This is a genomic window from Pseudoalteromonas sp. MB47 (assembly GCF_011319765.1).
Lineage (GTDB): Bacteria > Pseudomonadota > Gammaproteobacteria > Enterobacterales > Alteromonadaceae > Pseudoalteromonas > Pseudoalteromonas simplex.
The window spans coordinates 12,535-34,136 of the sequence record NZ_VFBD01000023.1; the positions used below are offsets into that span (position 1 = coordinate 12,535).

The 21,602-nt window shown below is 41.8% G+C and carries 19 protein-coding genes and 1 riboswitch; of the genes, 17 read left to right on the top strand and 2 right to left on the bottom strand.

What is annotated here, in order from left to right:
- Positions 1-21: 21 nt before the first annotated feature.
- Positions 22-218: riboswitch (Lysine riboswitch) on the bottom strand.
- A 183-nt stretch (positions 219-401) separates the two neighbouring features.
- The 7 genes from IMPJCBKJ_RS13115 (at position 402) to IMPJCBKJ_RS13145 (ending at position 10,396) form a co-directional block, all read left to right on the top strand.
- Positions 402-1,097: a DNA-3-methyladenine glycosylase I gene (locus tag IMPJCBKJ_RS13115; RefSeq protein WP_054552407.1), complete on the top strand. Its 696-nt coding sequence runs from the start codon at positions 402-404 to the stop codon at positions 1,095-1,097.
- A gap of 8 nt (positions 1,098-1,105) precedes the next feature.
- Complete coding sequence (locus tag IMPJCBKJ_RS13120) at positions 1,106-2,518, top strand: protein adenylyltransferase SelO family protein (RefSeq protein ID WP_166340652.1); 1,413 nt, start codon at positions 1,106-1,108, stop codon at positions 2,516-2,518.
- A gap of 328 nt (positions 2,519-2,846) precedes the next feature.
- The gene (locus IMPJCBKJ_RS13125) at positions 2,847-3,905 is read left to right on the top strand and encodes an OmpA family protein (RefSeq protein ID WP_166340653.1); all 1,059 of its coding nucleotides are present in this window, start codon (positions 2,847-2,849) and stop codon (positions 3,903-3,905) included.
- Between the two features lie 450 nt (positions 3,906-4,355).
- Complete coding sequence (locus IMPJCBKJ_RS13130) at positions 4,356-5,426, top strand: OmpA family protein (protein WP_054552410.1); 1,071 nt, start codon at positions 4,356-4,358, stop codon at positions 5,424-5,426.
- 296 nt (positions 5,427-5,722) lie between these two features.
- Positions 5,723-8,320 carry a bifunctional aconitate hydratase 2/2-methylisocitrate dehydratase gene (acnB, locus tag IMPJCBKJ_RS13135; protein ID WP_054552411.1) on the top strand — a complete coding sequence of 866 codons (2,598 nt, stop codon included), beginning with the start codon at positions 5,723-5,725 and terminating at the stop codon, positions 8,318-8,320.
- Positions 8,321-8,515: 195 nt separating this feature from the next.
- Positions 8,516-9,148: a 2OG-Fe dioxygenase family protein gene (locus IMPJCBKJ_RS13140; RefSeq protein WP_054552412.1), complete on the top strand. Its 633-nt coding sequence runs from the start codon at positions 8,516-8,518 to the stop codon at positions 9,146-9,148.
- Positions 9,149-9,157: 9 nt separating this feature from the next.
- Positions 9,158-10,396 carry a cysteine desulfurase-like protein gene (locus IMPJCBKJ_RS13145; RefSeq protein WP_166340654.1) on the top strand — a complete coding sequence of 413 codons (1,239 nt, stop codon included), beginning with the start codon at positions 9,158-9,160 and terminating at the stop codon, positions 10,394-10,396.
- A 113-nt stretch (positions 10,397-10,509) separates the two neighbouring features.
- Here the strand turns inward: IMPJCBKJ_RS13145 and IMPJCBKJ_RS13150 are convergent, their stop codons facing one another.
- Positions 10,510-11,214 (bottom strand): 2OG-Fe(II) oxygenase, encoded by a 705-nt coding sequence (locus tag IMPJCBKJ_RS13150; protein WP_166340655.1) that lies wholly within the window; start codon positions 11,212-11,214, stop codon positions 10,510-10,512.
- A 36-nt stretch (positions 11,215-11,250) separates the two neighbouring features.
- Between IMPJCBKJ_RS13150 and IMPJCBKJ_RS13155 the strand changes: the two genes are divergently transcribed.
- From IMPJCBKJ_RS13155 to IMPJCBKJ_RS13200, 10 genes are all read left to right on the top strand, one after another.
- The gene (locus IMPJCBKJ_RS13155) at positions 11,251-11,649 is read left to right on the top strand and encodes a thioesterase family protein (protein WP_138602459.1); all 399 of its coding nucleotides are present in this window, start codon (positions 11,251-11,253) and stop codon (positions 11,647-11,649) included.
- Positions 11,650-11,731: 82 nt separating this feature from the next.
- Positions 11,732-12,310, top strand: coding sequence for an aminodeoxychorismate/anthranilate synthase component II (locus IMPJCBKJ_RS13160; protein WP_166340656.1), 579 nt, complete (start codon positions 11,732-11,734; stop codon positions 12,308-12,310).
- Positions 12,311-12,358: 48 nt separating this feature from the next.
- Positions 12,359-13,519 carry an HDOD domain-containing protein gene (locus tag IMPJCBKJ_RS13165; protein WP_138618066.1) on the top strand — a complete coding sequence of 387 codons (1,161 nt, stop codon included), beginning with the start codon at positions 12,359-12,361 and terminating at the stop codon, positions 13,517-13,519.
- A gap of 369 nt (positions 13,520-13,888) precedes the next feature.
- A complete protein-coding gene (locus tag IMPJCBKJ_RS13170; RefSeq protein ID WP_054552417.1) occupies positions 13,889-15,094 on the top strand; it encodes an aspartate aminotransferase family protein in 1,206 nt (401 codons plus the stop codon).
- An 80-nt stretch (positions 15,095-15,174) separates the two neighbouring features.
- Positions 15,175-16,191: an arginine N-succinyltransferase gene (gene astA / locus IMPJCBKJ_RS13175; protein ID WP_166340657.1), complete on the top strand. Its 1,017-nt coding sequence runs from the start codon at positions 15,175-15,177 to the stop codon at positions 16,189-16,191.
- Positions 16,192-16,209: 18 nt separating this feature from the next.
- The gene (gene astD / locus IMPJCBKJ_RS13180) at positions 16,210-17,679 is read left to right on the top strand and encodes a succinylglutamate-semialdehyde dehydrogenase (RefSeq protein WP_166340658.1); all 1,470 of its coding nucleotides are present in this window, start codon (positions 16,210-16,212) and stop codon (positions 17,677-17,679) included.
- A 128-nt stretch (positions 17,680-17,807) separates the two neighbouring features.
- Entirely contained in the window at positions 17,808-18,155 is a 348-nt protein-coding gene (locus IMPJCBKJ_RS13185; RefSeq protein ID WP_054552420.1) for a DUF3802 family protein, read from the top strand.
- Between the two features lie 146 nt (positions 18,156-18,301).
- Positions 18,302-18,715, top strand: a complete 414-nt coding sequence (locus tag IMPJCBKJ_RS13190) for an OsmC family protein (RefSeq protein WP_054552421.1) — start codon at positions 18,302-18,304, stop codon at positions 18,713-18,715.
- Between the two features lie 88 nt (positions 18,716-18,803).
- On the top strand, positions 18,804-19,616 hold the full coding sequence (speD, locus tag IMPJCBKJ_RS13195) for an adenosylmethionine decarboxylase (RefSeq protein WP_054552422.1): 813 nt from the start codon (positions 18,804-18,806) through the stop codon (positions 19,614-19,616).
- A 117-nt stretch (positions 19,617-19,733) separates the two neighbouring features.
- The gene (locus tag IMPJCBKJ_RS13200; protein ID WP_166340659.1) at positions 19,734-21,212 is read left to right on the top strand and encodes an NAD(P)H-hydrate dehydratase; all 1,479 of its coding nucleotides are present in this window, start codon (positions 19,734-19,736) and stop codon (positions 21,210-21,212) included.
- Between the two features lie 72 nt (positions 21,213-21,284).
- On the opposite strand, the gene IMPJCBKJ_RS13205 is transcribed toward IMPJCBKJ_RS13200, so the two are convergent.
- On the bottom strand, positions 21,285-21,602 hold a 318-nt coding region (locus IMPJCBKJ_RS13205; protein ID WP_166340660.1), incomplete at its 5' end, for an integrase core domain-containing protein.

Here is a 21,602-nt window from a genome sequence, read left to right on the forward strand (position 1 = left end):
ACGCGACGGCCTTATTATACTAAGACCAGAAGCTCTCCACCAAACTAATCAATAGCGCTTTGCTATTGTTGGTGACAGTCGCTGGGATTCAGCCCAGTCGCCCGAAATAAGCACCTCACAAACGGTGTTACTTCTCGGCGTTAATTCCCCTCACGTATGATCAACAGAGTCTGTGCTCTTCCCATACGCTACCTGAATAACGCACCTCTTCCAGCCCTTTATGCTCGCTTTAAAGGTTAAAGCCAACATAGTTAAATAGGGTATTTGCAGCGATTAAAGCATTTTAGCCGTCTAGGTGTCAAGGCGAGGAATTTGTTTTTTAGTGACCGAATTTGCAACATGGTTACGTATAACCGTGTTTTTACGTACACTTAGCGCTAACCAAATCAATTGGAAAAATGATGGAAAAATTTAACGATATTTATCAACGAGCCGTATCTCGAAAGGGCAGTGAAGAAATGCTGCAAGCACTGTTATCAAACCCGCTCGACGATGCTGATATTGCTAAAATGCATGACGATTTATGGTTAGAAGAGTTCACGCGTAAAGTCTTTCAAAGCGGTTTTTATTGGTCTGTTATCAATAATAAATGGGCTGGTTTTCGTGATGTGTTTTGGGATTTCAGTGTAGAAAAATTGTTGATGATGCCGCCAGATATGCTCGAGCAAAAAGCCAGTGATGAGCGAATTGTTCGTAATTTTAAAAAAGTACAAACGATCCCAGAAAATGCGTACATGATCCACGAAGTTGCTGAGAAGCATGGCAGCTTTAGCCAATTTATTGCAGATTGGCCTACTGACAATATTATTGGTTTGTGGGCTTATCTTAAAAAGCATGGTGCGCGTTTAGGGGGAAATACTGGCCCATACGCTTTACGAGCGCTTGGTAAAGATACTTTTTTACTTTCTCGGGATGTAGAAGCCTATTTGCGTGCCCATGAGTTGATAGATGGCGGCTTACAAACTAAAAAGTCACTGCAAGCAGCGCAAGATTTTTTCAACGAATTACAACAGCAAAGCGGTTACAGCCTGCAGGCACTAAGCCAACTAGTGGCCTATGGTGTAGGCGATAATCGTGTGGGTGTCGCAACACGTTAAGGACAGTTATGAAACTGCAAACTCGATACACAGATATTAGTGAACTACTTGCTATCAAGGATATGCCGAGCGCCGTTGCCGAGCCGCAATTACTGCTATTTAATGACAAGCTAGCTGATAATTTCGCAATTAAACACGACAGCGAATTTTTAGCTAAATTGCTATCTGGTTCAACGATAGATAACGACGTTGCGCCGGTTGCTCTTGGTTACTCAGGTCATCAATTTGGTCATTTTTCACCGCGTCTTGGTGATGGTAGAGCGCATTTACTTGGTGCTATTGCAGATAAAGATGGCACATTGTGGGACTTGCAGCTAAAAGGCGCTGGAGCAACAGTGTTCTCGCGCGGTGGTGATGGTCGCTGTGCCATTGGTCCAGCTGTTCGAGAGTACATTATGAGTGAGGCACTTCATGCGCTTGGCATCGCAACTACGCGCTGTTTAGCTGTGGTTACAACTGGCGAAACGGTATATCGTCAGCCACCACGCCCGGGGGCAGTTGTTACTCGCCTAGCTCAAAGTCACATCCGTGTTGGTTCATTTCAATACTTAGCTACACAAGGTGATATAGAAGGGCTAGAGAAGCTCGTTGATTACGCAATTAATTGTCATTTTCCTTACATTAGCAGTACGGGTGAGCAGCGTTATATTGAGTTTTTAACTGCTGTACTCGATAAGCAAATAGAGCTGGTTATCAGTTGGATGCGAATTGGCTTTATACACGGTGTGATGAACACAGATAATACCTTGATTAGTGGTGAAACCATTGACTATGGCCCTTGTGCGATGATGAATCAGTTTGACCTAGACACGGTATTTAGTTCGATTGACCATCAAGGGCGTTATGCATTTGGAAATCAACCGAATATTGCTAATTGGAATATTGCACGCTTGGCTGAAAGCTTAATTCCGTTATTTGCTGATCAAGAGAGTGCCGTCGAACAACTCTCACCGGTTGTAAATGGCTTTGCAGCTAAATTTAATGATGCATTTAATACTATGTGGCAGCAGAAATTAGGATTAGCTGGTCAGCACGAAGGCGATCATGCTTTAGTTTCAGAGTTGCTAGGTTTAATGAAGCAACATCAGCTCGATTATACTAATACTTTCAATGCTCTGACTGAATCTTTACTTGCGGATTTCGCAATTCCAACTAGTTTAAAAGAGTGGCATAAAAAGTGGAACGTGAGGATTTCGTCTAAAAGTTATGAAACTATGCGCGCTGTTAATCCTGCAGTCATTCCACGTAATCATACTATTGAAAGGATCTTGGCTGAGTATGAGCAGACAGGAACTAGCTCATCCATCAATGATTTTTTAGCATTAATATCAAGGCCATACGCGTACTGTAAAGAGCATCAACGTTGGTATGAGCCGCCAAATGACGGTGACAAAAACTATCAAACCTTCTGCGGTACATAAGTGAAAGTTACATCGTTGAATGAAAGCAAGTTATTTATCGCTTTTGAATGTTCGCCGATTGAGCAGAATAATCACTGGTGGTATCATTGATTTTAGGTAAATTATTGCTTTAAGTAGTGTTCTACTACTATGCTGGTAGTTTGAAGGTTTTTAATCGGAATAAGTTGCCACTAAACAGAGTTGCTTTTATTAAGAATAAAATCTTAATAAATATTTAATGTAGCCGCCTATAAAATTTCATTAAATTAGTTTTTAAGCTGCTATATAGTTTTAAGTACTCAAAATACATTAGCTTTAATAGCTTTATTGTGAAAATGGGAAGGAAATAATGAAACTAAAATCACTTACTATTGCGTTAGCACTTGCTGCAACTAGTACAACAGGCTTCGCTGCTGATAAAGAAGGTTTTTATATCGGCGCATTTGGCGATTACTATGATAACTCTTGGGAAAATGTTCGCGATTATCCGCCTGGTGGATTAGATGTAGATGATTCAACCGGTTGGGGCCTAGAATTAGGTTATCGTTTTAGCGATTATTGGAGTGCTCGTTTAGAGTATGCTGATATGGATTTCGATTGGAGTGCAGAGCTTAACGACGGCACATCTGTAAGTGGTTCAGAAAGTGGCAAGCGCTATGGTATCGATGCGTTATATCATTTAGGTGGCGGCCCATTCTACGGCATTTTCGGTCTTAAAAATTTGGATGCGCTTGACGAAGATCTAATGTTTGCAAACGTAGGTGCTGGTTACCAACACTATTTCACAGATAACTTTGCGTTTAACGCTGAAACATCTTTATATCAAGGTCTTGATCGTGGTTACACAGATGTTGGTGCTAAGCTAGGTATTAGCTATATCTTTGGCGACCAAAGTGCTCCAGCTGCTGTAGAGCCTGCTCCTGTAGTTGCGGCTCCAACTGACAGTGATAACGATGGTGTAATGGATGCTGATGATCAATGTGCAAACACACCGATGACAGATGCTGTTGATAGCAAAGGCTGTACTCTTTATGAAGAAAAAGAGGCAACAATCACTTTACTTGTTACTTTCCCGCATGATGTTGCAGAAGTACCAAACAAATACTTCAGCGACATCGCTGATGTTGCAGCATTTATGAAAGAAAATGAAGGCACATCAGTTGTACTTGAAGGTCATGCATCAGCTGTCGGTGATGCTGACTACAATATGATGCTTTCTGAAAAGCGTGCTAAAGATGTAGCTGCAGAGCTAGTTAAAGACGGTATTTCTTCTGATAGAATTTCTACTGTTGGCTATGGTGAAGAGCGTTTGAAAAACGAAGCTTATACACTTGAAGCGCACGCACAAAACCGTCGTGTAGAAGCTCAAATCACAAGTGTTGAGAAAGTTAAAGTACTTCGTAAGTAAGTTATTATATTTAAGGTAAAAATACCTTATTTAATGAATAACATATAACGTGACCGGACTAATTTTATTAGTCCGGTTTTTTTAAATAAAAAATCAATATTTACTTTCCAAAGAAAAAAGTTAACCTTAGTTTGTACCAATTTCTGATGTAATAAGCATCGTATATTGATATGAATCACCTAATCAAAGATCAAAATATTGTAGTATGGTACTTAATTACCTTGTTGAATTATCATTAGGTAATATAATTATTTTTAATGATGTGTAATTTGCACCAGTCCGACATGGATTATTAAGGTGCTTTATGTCGCTGTATTTAGTTGATGCTACGGAATTATAAAAATTTACTAGTTGTTTGAGTTTATTAAGTTTGGATTAATTACTCATCATCTATCTTGACTGAGTGTAGGCTACACAGCCTTTAGTTACTTAAATGGAAGGGAAGGAAACATGAAACTAAAATCACTAACTATAGCTTTAGCTCTTGCTGCAACAAGTGCTTCTAGCTTCGCTGCTGAAAAGCAAGGTTTTTATATTGGTGCGTTTGGCGATTACTATGATAATTCATGGGAAAATGTTCGTGACTACGCACCAGGCGGTCTTGATGTTGATGATTCAACAGGCTGGGGTCTAGAGTTAGGTTACCGCTTCAGTGATTACTGGAGTGCGCGTCTAGAATACGCTGATATGGATTTTGACTGGAAAGCTGAATTAAACGACGGTACGTCGATGAGTGGTTCAGAAAGTGGTAAGCGTTACGGTATTGATGGTCTTTACCACTTTGGTGGTGGTCCTTTCTACGGTATTTTTGGTTTAAAAAATCTTGATGCGGTTGATGAAGATTTAATGTTTGCTAATGTGGGTGCAGGTTATCAACACTACTTTACAGAGCATTTCGCATTTAATGCAGAAACGTCTTTATACCAAGGTCTAGACCGTGGTTATACAGATGTGGGTGCTAAATTAGGTCTTAGCTACATCTTCGGTGCTCAAAGCGCGCCAGCTGAGCCTGTAGAGCCTGCTCCTACGGTTGTTCCTGTTGCTGTAGAACCAGTAGATAGCGATGGCGATAATATCCCTGATGCAGACGATCAATGTGCAAATACACCAATGACTGACGCTGTTGATGGCACTGGTTGTACGCTATATGAAGATCGTGAAGTAACTAAGAGCTTACTAATCACGTTCCCTAACAACACATCTAAAGTATCTCAACAATACCTAGATGATATTGATGCTGCAGCAGCATTCTTAAAAGAGCACCCAGGTACTGACGTAGTGCTTGAAGGTCATTCTTCATCAGTAGGTAAAGCTGACTACAATAAGTGGTTATCTAAGAAACGTGCTGATGCGGTTGCTAAGAAACTAATCGAAGATGGCATTGATCCAATGCGTCTAACTACTGTTGGTATGGGTGAAGAGCGTCTTAAAAACCCAGCTAACACACCAGAAGCTCACGCCGAAAACCGTCGTGTTGAAGCGAAAGTAACTGTCATTGAGCGTGTTAAAGTAGAGCGTTAATCTAACTCTTTACGCAAATTTTAAAAACCCAGCCTAGTGCTGGGTTTTTTCTTTTCTAAGTACTAGGAATTGGTTAGATAGGAATGATTCTTAATAAATATTCATTTGAATAGCGTTTTTTTTTAGTACTATTCATGGTATTTATAGTGACTATTAAACTCCTTACTTACCGCATGGATTTTCATCTATACTTAAAAGCTTTATAATTAACTGTCAGAATACTATAAGTACTGGGTCTTAATTGGTATTTAGCTTAATACTACCGAGTACTTTCACGTCACCAAGAGGGCAATATTGTGCTACAAGAATATCGTAAACACGTAGAAGAACGTGCCGCGTTAGGTATCGTACCAGCGCCATTAGATGCTCAGCAAACGGCTGATCTTATTGAATTAATCAAAAATCCACCGGCAGGTGAAGAAGAGTTTATCGTTGATCTTCTAGTTAACCGTGTACCACCAGGTGTTGATGATGCTGCTTACATCAAAGCAGGTTTCTTGGCTGCAGTTGCAAAAGGTGAAGCGAGCTCTCCACTTGTATCAAAAGAAAAAGCAGCTGAGCTACTTGGTACTATGCTAGGTGGTTACAACATCGCGCCTATGATTGACCTTTTAGATGACGAAGCGTTAGCGCCAATCGTTGTTAAAGGTTTATCAAACACATTATTAATGTTTGATGCTTTTTATGATGTAGAAGAAAAAGCGAAAGCGGGTAATGAATTTGCTAAACAAGTAATCGAATCTTGGGCAAATGCTGAGTGGTTTGTGAACAAGCCTGCAGTTGCTGAAAAAATCTCAGTTACCGTATTCAAAGTAACTGGCGAAACAAATACTGATGATCTTTCACCTGCTCCAGATGCATGGTCTCGCCCTGATATTCCACTACACGCTTTAGCAATGCTGAAGAACGAACGTGATGGTATCAATCCTGAAAAGCCAGGTGAAGTTGGTCCAATCTCACAACTAGAAGAGCTTAAAACGAAAGGTTTACCTCTTGCATACGTTGGTGATGTAGTTGGTACGGGTTCATCTCGTAAATCTGCAACTAACTCTGTACTTTGGTTCATGGGTGATGATATTCCTCACGTACCGAACAAACGCGTTGGTGGTGTATGTTTAGGCGGTAAAATCGCTCCTATCTTCTTCAACACAATGGAAGACTCTGGTGCATTACCAATCGAACTACCTGTTGATGAGCTAAACATGGGTGACCAAATCGATATCTTCCCATACGAAGGTGTTGTTAAGCGTCACGGTACTGATGAAGTAATCTCGACTTTCTCTCTTAAATCAGACGTAATTCTTGATGAAGTGCGTGCTGGTGGTCGTATTCCATTGATCATTGGTCGTGGTTTAACTGATAAAGCACGTGCATCACTAGGTATGGAAGCAGAAGATATCTTCCGTAAGCCAGCGCTTGTAACTGACTCTGGTAAAGGCTTCACATTAGCTCAGAAGATGGTTGGTAAAGCATGTAACATGCCTGGCGTACGTCCTGGTCAATACTGTGAGCCGAAAATGACAACTGTTGGTTCGCAAGATACAACAGGTCCTATGACGCGTGACGAACTTAAAGACCTTGCGTGTTTAGGTTTCTCTGCAGACCTAACAATGCAGTCTTTCTGTCATACATCAGCTTATCCTAAGCCAATCGACGTAAACACTCACCACACACTTCCTGATTTCATCATGAACCGTGGCGGTGTATCACTACGTCCTGGTGACGGTGTAATCCACTCATGGTTAAACCGTATGTTATTACCAGATACAGTAGGTACTGGTGGTGACTCACATACTCGTTTCCCTCTAGGTATTTCATTCCCAGCGGGTTCAGGTGCGGTAGCATTCGCAGCAGCAACAGGTGTAATGCCTCTTGATATGCCTGAGTCAATCTTAGTACGTTTCAAAGGTGAAATGCAGCCAGGTATCACACTACGTGACCTAGTTCATGCTATCCCTTACTACGGTATCAAAGAAGGTCTTCTTACAGTTGAGAAGAAAGGTAAGATTAACGAATTCTCTGGTCGCGTACTAGAAATCGAAGGTGTTGAGCACCTAACAGTTGAGCAAGCTTTCGAACTTTCTGATGCATCAGCTGAGCGTTCAGCGGCAGGTTGTACTGTTAAACTTTCTAAAGAGTCTATCGCTGAATACCTTGAGTCAAACATCGTAATGCTTAAGTGGATGATCTCTGAAGGTTACGGCGATGTTCGTACTATTGAGCGTCGTATCACAGCAATGCAAGAGTGGTTAGCTAACCCAGAACTTATGGAAGCTGATGCAGATGCAGAGTACAAGCACGTACTTGAAATCGATCTTGCAGACATCAAAGAGCCAATCCTTTGTGCTCCAAATGACCCAGATGATGCGCGTCTTCTTTCAGACGTAACAGGCGAGAAAATCGACGAAGTATTCATCGGTTCTTGTATGACTAACATCGGTCACTTCCGTGCTGCAGGTAAACTACTAGATGGTTTCAGTGGCCGTATCCCAACTCAACTTTGGGTTGCACCACCAACGAAGATGGATAAAGACCAGCTTACTGACGAAGGTTACTACGGTATCTTTGGTCGCGTAGGTGCACGTATCGAAACGCCAGGGTGTTCACTATGTATGGGTAACCAAGCACGTGTTGCTGATAAAGCAACAGTTGTTTCTACCTCTACGCGTAACTTCCCTAACCGTCTTGGTACTGGCGCTAACGTATTCTTAGCATCAGCTGAGCTTGCAGCAGTAGCGGCAATCTTAGGTAAACTACCTACACCTGCTGAGTACCAAGAGTATGCAGATAAGATCAATGCAACTGCAGCTGATACTTATCGTTACCTGAACTTCCACCGTATGCCTCAATACACTAAAAAGGCAGACAAAGTAATCGTTCAGCAAGCTGTTTAATTTTAGCTAAATTAAATGACAATAAAGCCCGCTTTTAGCGGGCTTTTTATTTTAGATAAAATTTCTAAAATATTTATAAATACGATCTTAAAGCTACATAAATCATCATCAGCGTTTACATAATAACGCAAAAATTTCCTACCAATTGCATTAAAATCCTCGCCAATATTCTCAACGTATTAAGGCGAGATCGAAATGACTACATTAAACAACCAGAACCTTTTACAGCTTCGTTTTGTAAGCCAAGCACATATTGACGCAGTTAAGCCTTCTTTTGCTAACCTACCTGCAAACCCATACGCAGATGGTGAATTTCGTAAGCGTCGTTATTCAGTAATCAAAGTTGTTGATGGTGAATTAAAACTACAACCAACAAAAGCATTTGTGCAAGATGACTCAATCAATACCTTCCAAGGTAATGTTGAGCGTACTTATGAAAATCTAGAAGATAGCTTATTAGCGACTGATGGCATGAAGCAAATCGTTAATCAATTTCGCGATATGACAGGCATAAGCGATGATCGCGTTATTGAAATTCACCAGTTCAGAATGCTTGCGATCGATAGCGACACACCCGCTGCACCTGAAGGTGTTCATCAAGATGGTTTTGATCACGTATGCGTATGTGGCGTATCACACGAAAACCTAGAGGGTGGTGAGCTACTTGTTTATGAACACCAACAAGCTGAACCATGTTTCAAAATGGAAATTAAAGACGGCATGTTCGCACTGATTAATGACCGTGAAGTATGGCACAACGCTACACCAATGAATAAATTAGACGCAAGCAAAGAAGGTTACCTTGATTGCTTCGTACTAACTGCGTAAGGGTAAACTATGAACTTAACGCAATTACGTCGCCAGTTCCCTGCACTTATGCAACAAGTTGCAGGCCAGTCACCGATTTACCTTGATGGTCCGGGTGGCTCGCAAGTACCACAGTCAGTGCTAAGCGCTATGAGTGCATATTTGGGTTACTTCAACTCAAACTTAGGCGGTGCATTTTTCTCAAGTGATAAAACGGTAGAGTTAATGGCAAATGCTCGCCAAGCTGCAGCTGATTTATTAAATGCGCCATCTAAAGAGCAAATCGTGTTTGGTGCAAACATGACAAGCTTAACGTTTAGCTTTAGCCGTGCCATCTCACGTGATTGGACTGCTGATGATGAAATTATTGTCACCAATGCTGATCACTTCTCAAACGTATCATCTTGGCAGCAAGCTGCTGAAGATAAAGGCGCGACAGTAAAAACTACCCTTATCAACGAAGCTGATTGCAGCCTAGATATGGCACATTTTGAAAGCCTTTTATCTAGCAAAACAAAGCTTGTTGCTGTGACATATGCATCAAACACCACTGGTTCAATTAATGACATTAAACGCATCGTTGAGCTTGCACATGCTGTTGGTGCGCTAGTTTATGTTGATGCCGTACATTATGCACCTCATGAGCTAGTAGACGTACAAGCACTTGATTGTGACTTCTTAGCCTGCTCTGCATATAAGTTCTTTGGTCCTCACCTTGGTATTGTCTATGGCAAACGTGAGCACCTTGAAGGTTTCACACCATATAAAGTTGAACCTGCAAAAGATGTTGCGCCAGGTCGCTGGGAAACGGGTACACAAAGCTTTGAAGCGCTAGCTGGCTTAATTGCTGCTGTTGATTACATTGCTGCAATTAGTGAGCTTGATGATACTCATTCACGCCGAGATAAATTAGCTGCTGCATTTGCTATGACTAAACAGCACGAAATGACATTAAGTAAGCATTTCTTAACGCGTTTAGCTGATTACCCGCGCATCAAGTTGTTCGGTATTGATGATCTAGAGCGCGTAGCTTCACGCACACCGACTTTTGCTTTAACGTTTGAAGGCATCGAACCACGCGTTGTGTCTGAATTTTTAGGTAAGCAACATATTTGCGTGTGGGACGGTAACTTTTATGCACAAGGTCTATGTAAGCAGCTAGGTGTATTAGAAACCGGCGGTGTAGTACGCATTGGTTGTATGCATTACAACACTATTGATGAGCTTGATAAGGTTTTCGATTTATTTGATCAATTACTGGCAGATTAAAGCTGAGTTGTTGGTTTTAAGCTATTAGTTTTAAGCAGCCCGAGTGGGCTGCTTTTTGTTAGCATAAAAAGCGTGATATCAAACGTTGCATTCTTTCTACTAACAGCTTGCCGCTAAGATTGTGGTTGTCCATAAATTTGTTCTGCACGGTTGAATAAGACCCACGAGGTTAAAATATACTTGTCATTTGAAATAGGCTTATTACCACGGTGCGTGTGGGTAAAATAGCCCGGCGCTACGACCATAGTACCTTGTTTTGGCGATATTTTTCGTTGTTGATAGTAAAACTCTGTTTCACCACCTTCTTCTACATCATTTAAATAAAACATAAATAATAACACGCGATGAAGGGCCTCGTTATGGCCTGCTTGCGGGTATACCTCACTATGCCAATAAGGGTAACCACCTTTATTGATATCGTATTTTTGTGCTTGAATAGGGCCCATACGAAAAATCTGCTGCACGAGTAATGGCAATTGTGGTTTGCCGACTTCTTCAAAGTTATCTTGTGTTAGGTCAACAGGTTTGCCTGTTTGCGGATGGTAAACCTTTAAACCAAAGGCGCCAATCATCATAAAAATATGCTCTTCAAGGTATTTGAAGACGTAACCCGCAGTCGTTTGTTGAATATGCTTAAGTTGCTCAGCGTATTCAGAGTGATTATTAAGGTATAAATCGCGGCTGTCTTTTTTCGCTAAATCTACTCCGCCTGAGGTAGTGCCTTGTTTTAAATGCGGGCTTTGTTCAAATACCGTGATAAAGTTGTCGCAAAATTCTTTGCTGAGGGCGTTTTCGTATACGCGAATAAAGTCCGTCATGAGCTACCTTTAGTTTATATTTTTTATAGGGTTACTATGTTTACTGAAACTATCACACCACGCTTTAGCGAAACAGATGTGCTAGGGCACATCAACAATACAGTACTCCCTGTATGGTTTGAAGCCGCCCGAGCGCCTATTTTCAGGTTTTTTACGCCTGATTTAAACCCTTATGAGTGGAAACTGATCATTGCTAAGGTTGAAGTAAGCTTTGTGGGTGAGTTGTTTTATGGTCACGATGTCACAGTGAAAACCAGTGTTGAGCATGTCGGCTCAAGTTCATTCGTACTGCGCCAAGAGGCTTGGCAGCAGGATAACTGCTGTGCCGTTGGTAAAACCGTACTAGTACGTTACGACTTTGCAAATAAATGCTCGCAAAAACTTGATGAGCAAGAAAGGGCAGACCTTACAGCGCATCTAATCGCTGATGAATAAGCCATTTTTTGCCGACATTTATGTGTGCTTGGGGTAAAATGCGCCTTCATTATTTTGACTGAGTAATTTTGGGTTACACGCAATGCTGTTAATGATCGACAATTATGATTCGTTTACATACAACCTAGTGCAATATTTTCAGCGCTTGGATCAAGATGTATTAGTTAAACGAAACGATGAGATCAGTATCGCTGAGATTATACAGCTTAACCCAGAGCACATCGTACTTTCACCTGGGCCCTGTTCGCCAAACGAAGCGGGTATTTCTTTACAAGTGGTGGAACAACTAAAAGGGCAGTTGCCAATTCTCGGTATTTGCTTAGGGCACCAAACCATTGCTCAGGCTCTGGGTGCTGATGTTATTCGCGCTAAGCAAGTGATGCATGGCAAAACATCATTAGTTAAGCATAGCAACCAAGGTGTGTTTAATGGTTTAGCTAACCCGCTGACGGTGTGTCGTTATCACTCACTTGTGGTTGATAAACAAAGCTTACCTAGTGACTTCACTATTACTGCATGGACAGAACAAAATTCTGATTTTGATGAAATTATGGGGATCATGCATAATGATTTAGCACTTGAAGGCGTGCAATTTCACCCCGAAGCAATTTTGACCCAACAAGGGCTTGAATTACTTGCTAACTTTTTAACTCGCTTCTAATCTTAGGCTAGTGAATTAACAAATATGACCGACAATACGCCTGTGCAAATGACTGAAGAAACCCGACAACAAAGGACTGCGATGGTGCTTAATGAGCGCGCGCACGATCTTTTGCTTGGTCATAGTTTTGCGCAGCGCCAAATTGGCTTTATTCATACCTTAGAAATCGATTATGGCGAGTCAATGGAGCAACGTACTTTATTAGAAGTAGAAGTTGCTGCTGAAAAAAAACGTCAGAAGGTAAGCACGGCGCATCATAAATATCGTGCTCAAGCGAGTAAGCAGTTACATCAAGTTATTGAAACAGCGATGAATAAGCAGCTTGAAGATATTGATACTGTAATTCACGAAACGATTGGGATTCAAGACAGTGTACCTGCTATTTTAGATATTTTAGCTGTACGTTCAGCTTCAGTGGGTCGACTTGAGCCTTTGGTTAAAGATTTAAGCTGGCTGGGGCGCGAGCTAGTCGCGTTTGTGAACTTGCCTTTTTACCGTCAACAACGTAATAAGCATACTTCCGTTAAAGTTGATAACCCGCTTTTAGCACTTCGTTACATTGGTTTAGATAACTTGAAGTTTGTTGTGCCGACATTTGCTGTACGCCACTGGATGCCTCATAGTACTGAGCCATTCCCGCTTTTAAAGCGTCGACTAAGAGATAATTCAATGGCGTGTGCCATTGCAGCGCAAGAAATAGCAAAGCTAAATGGCGTAAATGAAGAACATGCATTTACGCTTGGAATGCTGCTTGATGTTGGGAAGATTGCCTTAGTACGTTTGTATTTACGCACTTTTGAGCGAGTTTGGCAGCGTAAAGTAACTATGGCGCGTGATGAACAAAAGAAAGACTTACATACCGCATTATTAGAGCTCAAGCCTGATCCTTTGTTTTTAAGTAGTTTGCTTAGCAAGTTGTCATTAAAAGTAACCGCAACAGTAATTGAACAAATGGCCTTTAGGTATTTACCATTTAATGCGGTGATGCAGCAGTTAACGACTCCATTAGCTAAAAACGATGAATATTTGCCGCTTACCAAGGTGATTTTAAAAGCACGTTGTTACGCTCAGTTTTTAAGTTTAAATGAGCATCAATTGGTCGAAAGTGACGAAACTGAGCGTTGGTTTGCACACTTCGATTTCACTAAGGAAGAGCTTGAACAGTTAGCTAAATGCAATTTTGATCACTTTCATATCCAAATTAATTAAAAAAATTGTTAATTTTTTTGCGACTATTCATTCATTGTTTATCAATCCACAGCGACAAAGTTTTTGTCATTAGCCAGTGCTTGGCTCACTAGCCTTACGCCTTTTTGTAGTATTTCGAGCAAAAAAAGGCCTTCAAATAGTTATTCACTATCCATGAAAAAATATCTCAAGCCCTTTGTTTTCAAGGCCTGCATGAAAGTTTTCTAAGAGACATAACGAAAATTTTCTGAAATAATGGATGAATGAAAATTGAACCAAAGAGTAATTTTGGTGATTTTGCGCTAAGCTCAATCGGCTAAGTAAAATGGCTTAGTTTTGCTTTAAAGCGCCACCAAACTCTGTGTGTGCTTACAATTATGAGGATATAAAATGACAGTCAATCGCGAATTATTTGATCAAGTAATGGTTCCAAACTATGCACCATCAAGTGTTATTCCAGTTCGAGGCGAAGGTTCTCGCGTATGGGACCAAGAAGGTCGTGAATTTATCGATTTTGCGGGTGGTATTGCTGTTAACTGTCTTGGCCATTGTCACCCAGCTCTTGTAAGTGCATTAAAAGAGCAAGGCGAAAAGATTTGGCACTTATCAAATGTAATGACTAATGAGCCAGCGCTTCGCTTAGCTAAAAAGCTAACTGATGCAACGTTCGCTGAAAAAGTATATTTTGCTAATTCAGGTGCAGAGGCAAATGAAGCGGCACTTAAACTTGCACGCCGTTTTGCACTTGATAACTTTGGTGAGCAAAAGTCACAAATTATCTCATTCAACAAAGGTTTCCACGGCCGTACTTTCTTCACTGTAACAGTAGGCGGTCAAGCTGCATACTCTGATGGTTTTGGTCCAAAACCTGGTGATATCGTTCACTGTGACTACAACGATTTAGCGGCATTTGAAGCGCTTATCTCAGACAATACTTGTGCGGTAATGATGGAACCTCTACAAGGTGAAGGTGGCATTATTTCGCCAACTGCTGAGTTTGTTGAGGGTGTTCGTGAACTGTGTACTAAACACAATGCACTACTAATCTTTGATGAAGTACAAACCGGTGTTGGCCGTACGGGTGAGCTTTATGCTTATCAAGGTCTAAATGTAACTCCAGATATCTTAACGACTGCAAAAGCATTAGGTGGTGGTTTCCCTATCGGTGCGATGATCACCACAACTGATATTGCTAAGCACTTAAAAGTGGGTACTCATGGTTCTACTTACGGTGGTAACCCACTTGCGTGTGCAGTAGCTGAAGCTGCATTCGACACAGTAAATACACCAGAAGTACTTAACGGCGTTAAAGAAAAGTCAGCGTTATTCCGTGAGTTACTAACTGCGATTAACGAAAAGTACAATGTATTCACTGAAATCCGTGGCGAAGGTCTATTAATTGGTGCTGTAGTAACAGAGCAATTCAAAGGTCGTGCAAAAGAGTTTTTAGTGGCTGGTACTGCAGAAGGCGTTATGTCTTTAGTAGCTGGCGCTGATGTTGTTCGTTTCACTCCGTCACTTGTAATTCCAGAAGCTGATATCCGCGAAGGTATGGCTCGTTTCGAAAAAGCAGTTGCAAAAGTCGTTAACGGCTAAACGAAACTGTCATTTCAGGGCAAGTTAAGCTTGCCCACATTTCTTAATTTACCGTTATTTATAAGGGAGCAAGCGGACTTATGATGATCCTTCGCCCAATCCAGCAAAGCGATTACCAAGCGTTAGTAAAGATTGCTGATGAGTCAGGCCATGGCTTTACGTCTTTGCCTAATAATGAAGAGTTATTACAAAAGAAAATTGATCATTCTGTCAGCTCATTTGCAAAAGCTGCGCAACAGCCAGGTGATGAAGGTTACTTGTTTGTTCTTGAAGATAGCGAAACGGGTGAAGTTGTAGGGACTTCGGGGATTGAAGCTGCAGTTGGTTTAGATGATGCTTTTTATCATTATCATCTAAGCAAAGTGATTCATTCTTCTCGTACGCTAGACGTGTATAAAGCCGTTGATATATTAACCCTGTGTAACGATTACACCGGCGCAACTGAGCTGTGCACATTATTCTTAAAAGATGGCTACCGTAAAAATAATAACGGTAAATTGCTTTCAAAAGCGCGTTTTATGTTTATTAATCAACATAAAGAGCGTTTTGCTGACACCGTAATTGCTGAGATGCGTGGTGTTTCTGATGACAATGGCGAAAGCCCATTCTGGCAATGGCTAGAAGAGCACTTTTTCTCGATGGACTTTCCAACGGCAGATTACTTAACGGGTATTGGCCAAAAAGTATTTATTGCCGAGTTAATGCCGAAATATCCTATTTACGTCAACTTACTGAGCAAAGATGCGCAAGCTGTGATTGGTCAAGTGCATAATAATACACGCCCTGCGATTGAACTTTTAAAGAGCGAAGGTTTTACCTTCAATGGTTATGTAGACATTTTTGATGCAGGCCCAACTGTTGAAGCAAAAGTTGATAACATTGCTACAGTGAGAAATGCCCAAACGGTTAAAGTAGAAATTGGTGAAAGCCAAGGCGACACTACGGTATTGTTAGCAAATGATAAAATTGCTGATTTTAGAGCAACCGTGACTCAAGTTAGCCTATCATGTGATGCCGATAGCATTACAATCTCAAGTGAATTAGCAAAAGCACTTCACTTAGAAGCGGGTGATTCAGTATCACTTGCAAAACTATAGAATTCAGGAGACATATTAATGACTCATGCAGCGCAATTTATTAATGGTCAATGGCAAGCAGGCCTTGGTCATACTTTTCAATCTGTAAACCCAGCAAATAATGATGTAATTTGGCAAGCAAACACTGCCACTGCTGAACAAGTAGACGGCGCAGTCGCTGCTGCACGTGAAGCATTTTACAGCTGGGCTGATAAAACATTTGCAGAGCGTTTAGCGATTGTAAAAACATTCGCAGAAACGCTTAAAGAGCACAGCGAAGAATTAGCGATTGCTATCGCACAAGAAACAGGTAAACCACTTTGGGAAACACGCACTGAAGCTGGTGCGATGGTGGGTAAAATTGCTATCTCTGAAAAAGCATTTTTAGAGCGCACAGGTGATGTTGAAAACCCAATGCCACAAGGGCGTGCGATGATCCGCCACAAGCCTCATGGTGTAGTAGCTGTGTTTGGTCCTTATAATTTCCCTGGTCACTTACCAAATGGTCACATTGTGCCTGCACTTCTAGCTGGTAATACCGTGGTATTTAAGCCGTCTGAGCTAACGCCAGCAGTTGCTGAGTTAACGTTAAAGTTATGGCAAAAGGCTGGCCTGCCTGCAGGTGTTATCAACCTTGTGCAAGGTGAAGTAGAAACGGGTAAAGCGCTGGCATCTCATAAAGGGATTGACGGTTTATTCTTTACGGGCTCTTCGCGCACTGGTCATATTTTACATGAACAGTTTGCTGGTCAACCGGGTAAAATCTTAGCCTTAGAAATGGGTGGTAATAACCCGCTTATCGTTACTGATGTTGCTGATACTAAAGCGGCTATCCACGATATTATTCAATCTGCGTTTATCTCTACAGGTCAGCGTTGTACATGTGCGCGTAAGTTATTCTTACCAGCAGGCGAGCAGGGTGACGCCATCCTAGCGGGTCTTATTAAAGCAACGAAAGCAATTAAAGTCGGTGACTACGACGCAGAAGATCAACCTTTCATCGGGTCAATGATTTCTTCAGCGGCAGCAGCTGGTATGGTCAAAGCGCAACAGCAGCTTGTTGAGCTTGGCGCAGAAGTGCTTGTTGAGCTTACACATAAAGAAAATACCGGTTTCGTAACTCCGGGTATTTTAGAGTGTACAAATGTAGCTAACTTCCCAGACGAAGAGCACTTTGGACCACTGCTTAAAGTATTCCGTTTCACTGATTTTGATGCTGCTATTGATAAAGCGAATGACACAAGCTTTGGTTTATCAGCTGGCTTATTAAGCGACAGTGCAGCAGATTACGACCATTTCCTACGTCGTATTCGTGCGGGTATCGTAAACTGGAACCGTCCTATCACGGGTGCATCAAGTGCTGCACCATTTGGTGGTATTGGTGCATCAGGTAACCACAGAGCAAGCGCATATTATGCTGCTGACTATTGTGCATATCCGGTTGCTTCGGTAGAACTTGAAAAAGTAGCAATGCCAGCGACATTAAGCCCAGGCTTAAAAATTGATTAATAATCGTAAATCATTACAAAAAGCAGCTTCGGCTGCTTTTTTTGTATGAGATGCTTGGCAAAGGTAGCAATTAAAAGCGCTTTCTGCTTAAATCTAAAGAGATAGTTTTTTATTAGGTGTGTAGTCGTATGGTTTTAGATAGGCAAGGGTACGATGATCTTGTCATGTATCTCACTCAAAATTTAGCGCTTTTTGAGAAGCCGGGTCAAATTAAACCAGGAGCTCCAACAGTGTTAGAGCTGATTGAAGATGTGATAGCAGAAAATGTCATGTTACTTTGCGAGCAACACACTGAGCTTAGTACTGAACAACGCAGCCAAATTGTTCGCGAAGTCGACGGTATCGTATATGACTTACAAGAAGTGCTAAGCAGCGTCACCAATCATACAGTAACCGTTGAACAGCACGCGTTTATAGATGAGTTTGCTGGATTAGTGAAAAACTTATTTGATAGTGCTGTTGTAGAAAGTGCCTAATGTATAAAGCACAACACAATTTCTAGTCTTTAAGCGAGCAGCTCAACGTTAGGCAACTCGCTTTCCTTTAAAGCTCACCTCTTATCCCTTGCATCTGTGTGTGACTTGCTTACAATCAAGCAAAATAACTTTAAGAGATAAAGCACATGCAAGCGAATGTAAAATGGGTAGAAGGCGATACTTTTATTGGCCTTTCAAATTCAGGTCATAATGTAGTTTTTGATGCAGGTAGCGATAGTGCTGCGCCAAGCCCAATGGAAATGGTTTTAATGTCAGCAGGTTGTTGTTCATCTGTTGATGTTGTTAGTATTTTAAAAAAAGCCAAGCAGTCATTTTCTGATGTGCAAGTTAAGCTAACAGCTGAGCGTGCTGAATCAGCGCCTCGCGTGTTTACTAAGATTAACCTACACTTTGTGGTTACCGGTGATAATGTCTCTGAAAAGCACCTTGCAAGAGCGGTACAACTGTCTGCTGAAAAGTATTGTTCTGTAGCCTTAATGCTTGATAAGACAGTAGAAATTACGCATAGTCATGAAGTTGTGCAAGAACAGGTAAAATAACGCTTTTTCCGAGCAGAAAATTCGTATAAAATCCGCGAACTTTTATTTCTGCTGGTGCAGGTTTCACTCGTTTTAAGGTTGGTTTAGCATGAATAAACCCTTCGATAAAATTAAGCTTCATGGCTTTAATAACTTAACTAAGAGCTTAAGCTTTAGTATTTACGATATTTGTTACGCAAAGACGGAACAACAGCGTAAAGAATATATTGAATATATCGACGAACAGTACAGTGCTGATCGCCTTACCGATATTTTAGGTGAAGTTGTGGATATTATTGGCGCAAACATTCTAAATGTTTCTCGCCAAGATTATGATCCGCAAGGTGCCAGCGTGACAATCTTGATCTCTGAAGAGCCAATTGAGCAACAAACAACGTATGACGTTGATGAGGCGCCGGGCCCTCTTCCTGAAACAGTAGTAGCGCACTTAGACAAGAGCCACATCTGTGTTCACACATACCCAGAAGCACACCCTGATGATGGTATTTGTACGTTCCGTGCTGATATCGAAGTATCAACGTGTGGCATTATTTCGCCATTAAAAGCGTTAAACTTCTTAATTCACAGCCTTGAGTCTGATGTTGTAACAATTGACTACCGCGTACGTGGTTTTACTCGTGACGTAGATGGTGTTAAACACTATATCGATCACGCAATTAACTCAATTCAGAACTACATGACTGAAGATACCAAAGAAGCGTACCAAATGATGGACGTGAACGTGTATCAAGAGAACTTGTTCCACACGAAGATGATGTTAAAAGAAACTGACTTGAATACTTACCTATTCGGTGTTTCTACAGCAGATCTTTCTGAAGAAGAAGAAGAAGTTATCTACTCTAAGCTGACCCGCGAGATGCAAGAAATCTTCTACGGTCGCAACTTACCAGACACTGAGTAAGTCACTATAGCTTTAAAGAAACGGCGCGTAATGTAAGTTACGCGCCGTTTTTTATGCCTCATTGACTGCACTTATCTGTGCTTATATGCTGATTAAAAGGCCAATTTAAGGATAGATATGTCAGTTGTTCTCTCGCAGTCAGTATTTTTAGCAGAGCAAGTGCGTGACCATGAAGGACCCGCAGCTAAGCGTTCTGGTATCACCTTGTATGAGCTTATGGAGCGAGCAGGGCTGGCAACTTATCAGCAAGCTATCAGCTATTTTCCTAAAGCAAGTACATTCGTTGTGTTAGCGGGCGTTGGTAATAATGCCGGCGATGGTTATGTTGTTGCTCGTTTAGCTAAACAAGCGGGCAAACAGGTTACGGTTATTGCACCAATACCTGATAAACCGCTCAAAGGTGATGCGCTCAGTGCTCAGCAAGCTTGGCTCAACGCAGGAGGGACAATTACCGCTGATGCCAGTGCTATTGAGCAAGCAGATATCATTATTGATGGCCTGCTTGGCACGGGAATTCAAAGCGCGGTGCGCGAGCCTTTTTCACAGCTGATTAAAGCTGCCAACGAAAGCCAAGTGCCGATAGTTGCTATTGATCTACCTTCAGGCATTCATGCAGACACAGGTGTCGTACAAGGAGTGGCAATAAAAGCCGCGCTCACTGTGACTTTTGTGGGGATTAAACAAGGTTTAGTGACAGGGCAAGGTAGAGCGCATGCAGGGACATTAGAGTTTAATGATTTAGGTATTGAAGATGCCTTTTTAAAACTGACATCACCCACGGCAGAGCTTATCAATTATCAGACACAGCCGAGGCTTTCTGATCGCGATAACAACAGCCATAAAACCAGCCATGGTAAATTGCTGTGTATTGGTGGTAATTCAGGCACTGCAGGCGCTATTCGTTTAACTGCAGAGGCAGCGCTTCGCACCGGTGCGGGTATGGTCAAAGTGTATACCCATAGTAGCTCTATTCTACCAGTGAGTATTGGCCGGCCAGAACTAATGGTGACAGATACAAACCTGATTAGCGCCCTAGAGTGGGCAACCTGTGTGGCTATTGGCCCAGGACTTGGTCAAGACACTTGGTCGGAAACAACCTTTGAAGCAGTAATGCAGTATTGCTTTACTAATAACAAGCCTCTGGTTATTGATGCAGATGCACTTAATTTAATGGCTCAGCATGCTTCGTCATTTCCATTGGCTAATACCGTAATCACACCACACCCCGGTGAGGCTGCAAGGTTACTTAATTGTCGCGCTCGCGATATTGAAGAAAATCGCTTTCATGCGGTAAAGCAGCTCGCACGTAGCTATACCACTACTTGTGTACTCAAAGGTGCTGGCAGTTTAATTGCTGATAATAACCAAACATGGGTGTGTACCGACGGTAACCCTGCACTTGCTGTTGGCGGCAGTGGCGATGTATTAACAGGTATCATAGCGGCACTAATCGCACAGGGGGTTACTCCTCAGCAAGCAGCTTGCTTAGGCGTAATCTTACATGCAAAAGCCGGTGACATTGCCGCAGAACGTGAAGGCGAAAGAGGCATGTTAGCGAGTGACTTGTTTGCGATAGTGAGGGAGTTGGTTAACTGAGCCGTCAGCCGTCAGCCGTCAGCCGTCAGCCGTCAGCCGTCTGATCTGACCCCGATAAAGTAGACACAGGGTTTAATTAACTTGTTCGTACTGCATGGGACTTTTATACCCTAGGGTGCCATGCCTTCTTACTGAGTTGTAGTATTTTTCAATATAAAAATACGTTTGTGTTGTCATTTCACTACGACTCAGTTCATTTAAATTCTTTATCCACTCCTTTTTATACTGCGCGAAAAAGCTTTCTGAGCACGCGTTATCCCAGCAGTTGCCTTTTCTAGACATACTCACTGTGACACCTCTATTCGTTAACCACTTCACTGTTTCCTTTGCGACATACTGAGCTCCTTGGTCTGAATGAAAGAGCAAGTTCGAACCATCAGGTTTGCGTGC

What these genes read in the sequence shown, in the direction of transcription:
- IMPJCBKJ_RS13115 (WP_054552407.1), top strand. Translation starts at nt 402, where the DNA reads ATGGAAAAATTTAACGATATTTATCAACGAGCCGTATCTCGAAAGGGC.
- IMPJCBKJ_RS13120 (WP_166340652.1), top strand. Translation starts at nt 1,106, where the DNA reads ATGAAACTGCAAACTCGATACACAGATATTAGTGAACTACTTGCTATC.
- IMPJCBKJ_RS13125 (WP_166340653.1), top strand. Translation starts at nt 2,847, where the DNA reads ATGAAACTAAAATCACTTACTATTGCGTTAGCACTTGCTGCAACTAGT.
- IMPJCBKJ_RS13130 (WP_054552410.1), top strand. Translation starts at nt 4,356, where the DNA reads ATGAAACTAAAATCACTAACTATAGCTTTAGCTCTTGCTGCAACAAGT.
- IMPJCBKJ_RS13140 (WP_054552412.1), top strand. Translation starts at nt 8,516, where the DNA reads ATGACTACATTAAACAACCAGAACCTTTTACAGCTTCGTTTTGTAAGC.
- IMPJCBKJ_RS13145 (WP_166340654.1), top strand. Translation starts at nt 9,158, where the DNA reads ATGAACTTAACGCAATTACGTCGCCAGTTCCCTGCACTTATGCAACAA.
- IMPJCBKJ_RS13150 (WP_166340655.1), bottom strand. Translation starts at nt 11,214, where the DNA reads ATGACGGACTTTATTCGCGTATACGAAAACGCCCTCAGCAAAGAATTT.
- IMPJCBKJ_RS13155 (WP_138602459.1), top strand. Translation starts at nt 11,251, where the DNA reads ATGTTTACTGAAACTATCACACCACGCTTTAGCGAAACAGATGTGCTA.
- IMPJCBKJ_RS13160 (WP_166340656.1), top strand. Translation starts at nt 11,732, where the DNA reads ATGCTGTTAATGATCGACAATTATGATTCGTTTACATACAACCTAGTG.
- IMPJCBKJ_RS13165 (WP_138618066.1), top strand. Translation starts at nt 12,359, where the DNA reads ATGACTGAAGAAACCCGACAACAAAGGACTGCGATGGTGCTTAATGAG.
- IMPJCBKJ_RS13170 (WP_054552417.1), top strand. Translation starts at nt 13,889, where the DNA reads ATGACAGTCAATCGCGAATTATTTGATCAAGTAATGGTTCCAAACTAT.
- astA (WP_166340657.1), top strand. Translation starts at nt 15,175, where the DNA reads ATGATGATCCTTCGCCCAATCCAGCAAAGCGATTACCAAGCGTTAGTA.
- astD (WP_166340658.1), top strand. Translation starts at nt 16,210, where the DNA reads ATGACTCATGCAGCGCAATTTATTAATGGTCAATGGCAAGCAGGCCTT.
- IMPJCBKJ_RS13185 (WP_054552420.1), top strand. Translation starts at nt 17,808, where the DNA reads ATGGTTTTAGATAGGCAAGGGTACGATGATCTTGTCATGTATCTCACT.
- IMPJCBKJ_RS13190 (WP_054552421.1), top strand. Translation starts at nt 18,302, where the DNA reads ATGCAAGCGAATGTAAAATGGGTAGAAGGCGATACTTTTATTGGCCTT.
- speD (WP_054552422.1), top strand. Translation starts at nt 18,804, where the DNA reads ATGAATAAACCCTTCGATAAAATTAAGCTTCATGGCTTTAATAACTTA.
- IMPJCBKJ_RS13200 (WP_166340659.1), top strand. Translation starts at nt 19,734, where the DNA reads ATGTCAGTTGTTCTCTCGCAGTCAGTATTTTTAGCAGAGCAAGTGCGT.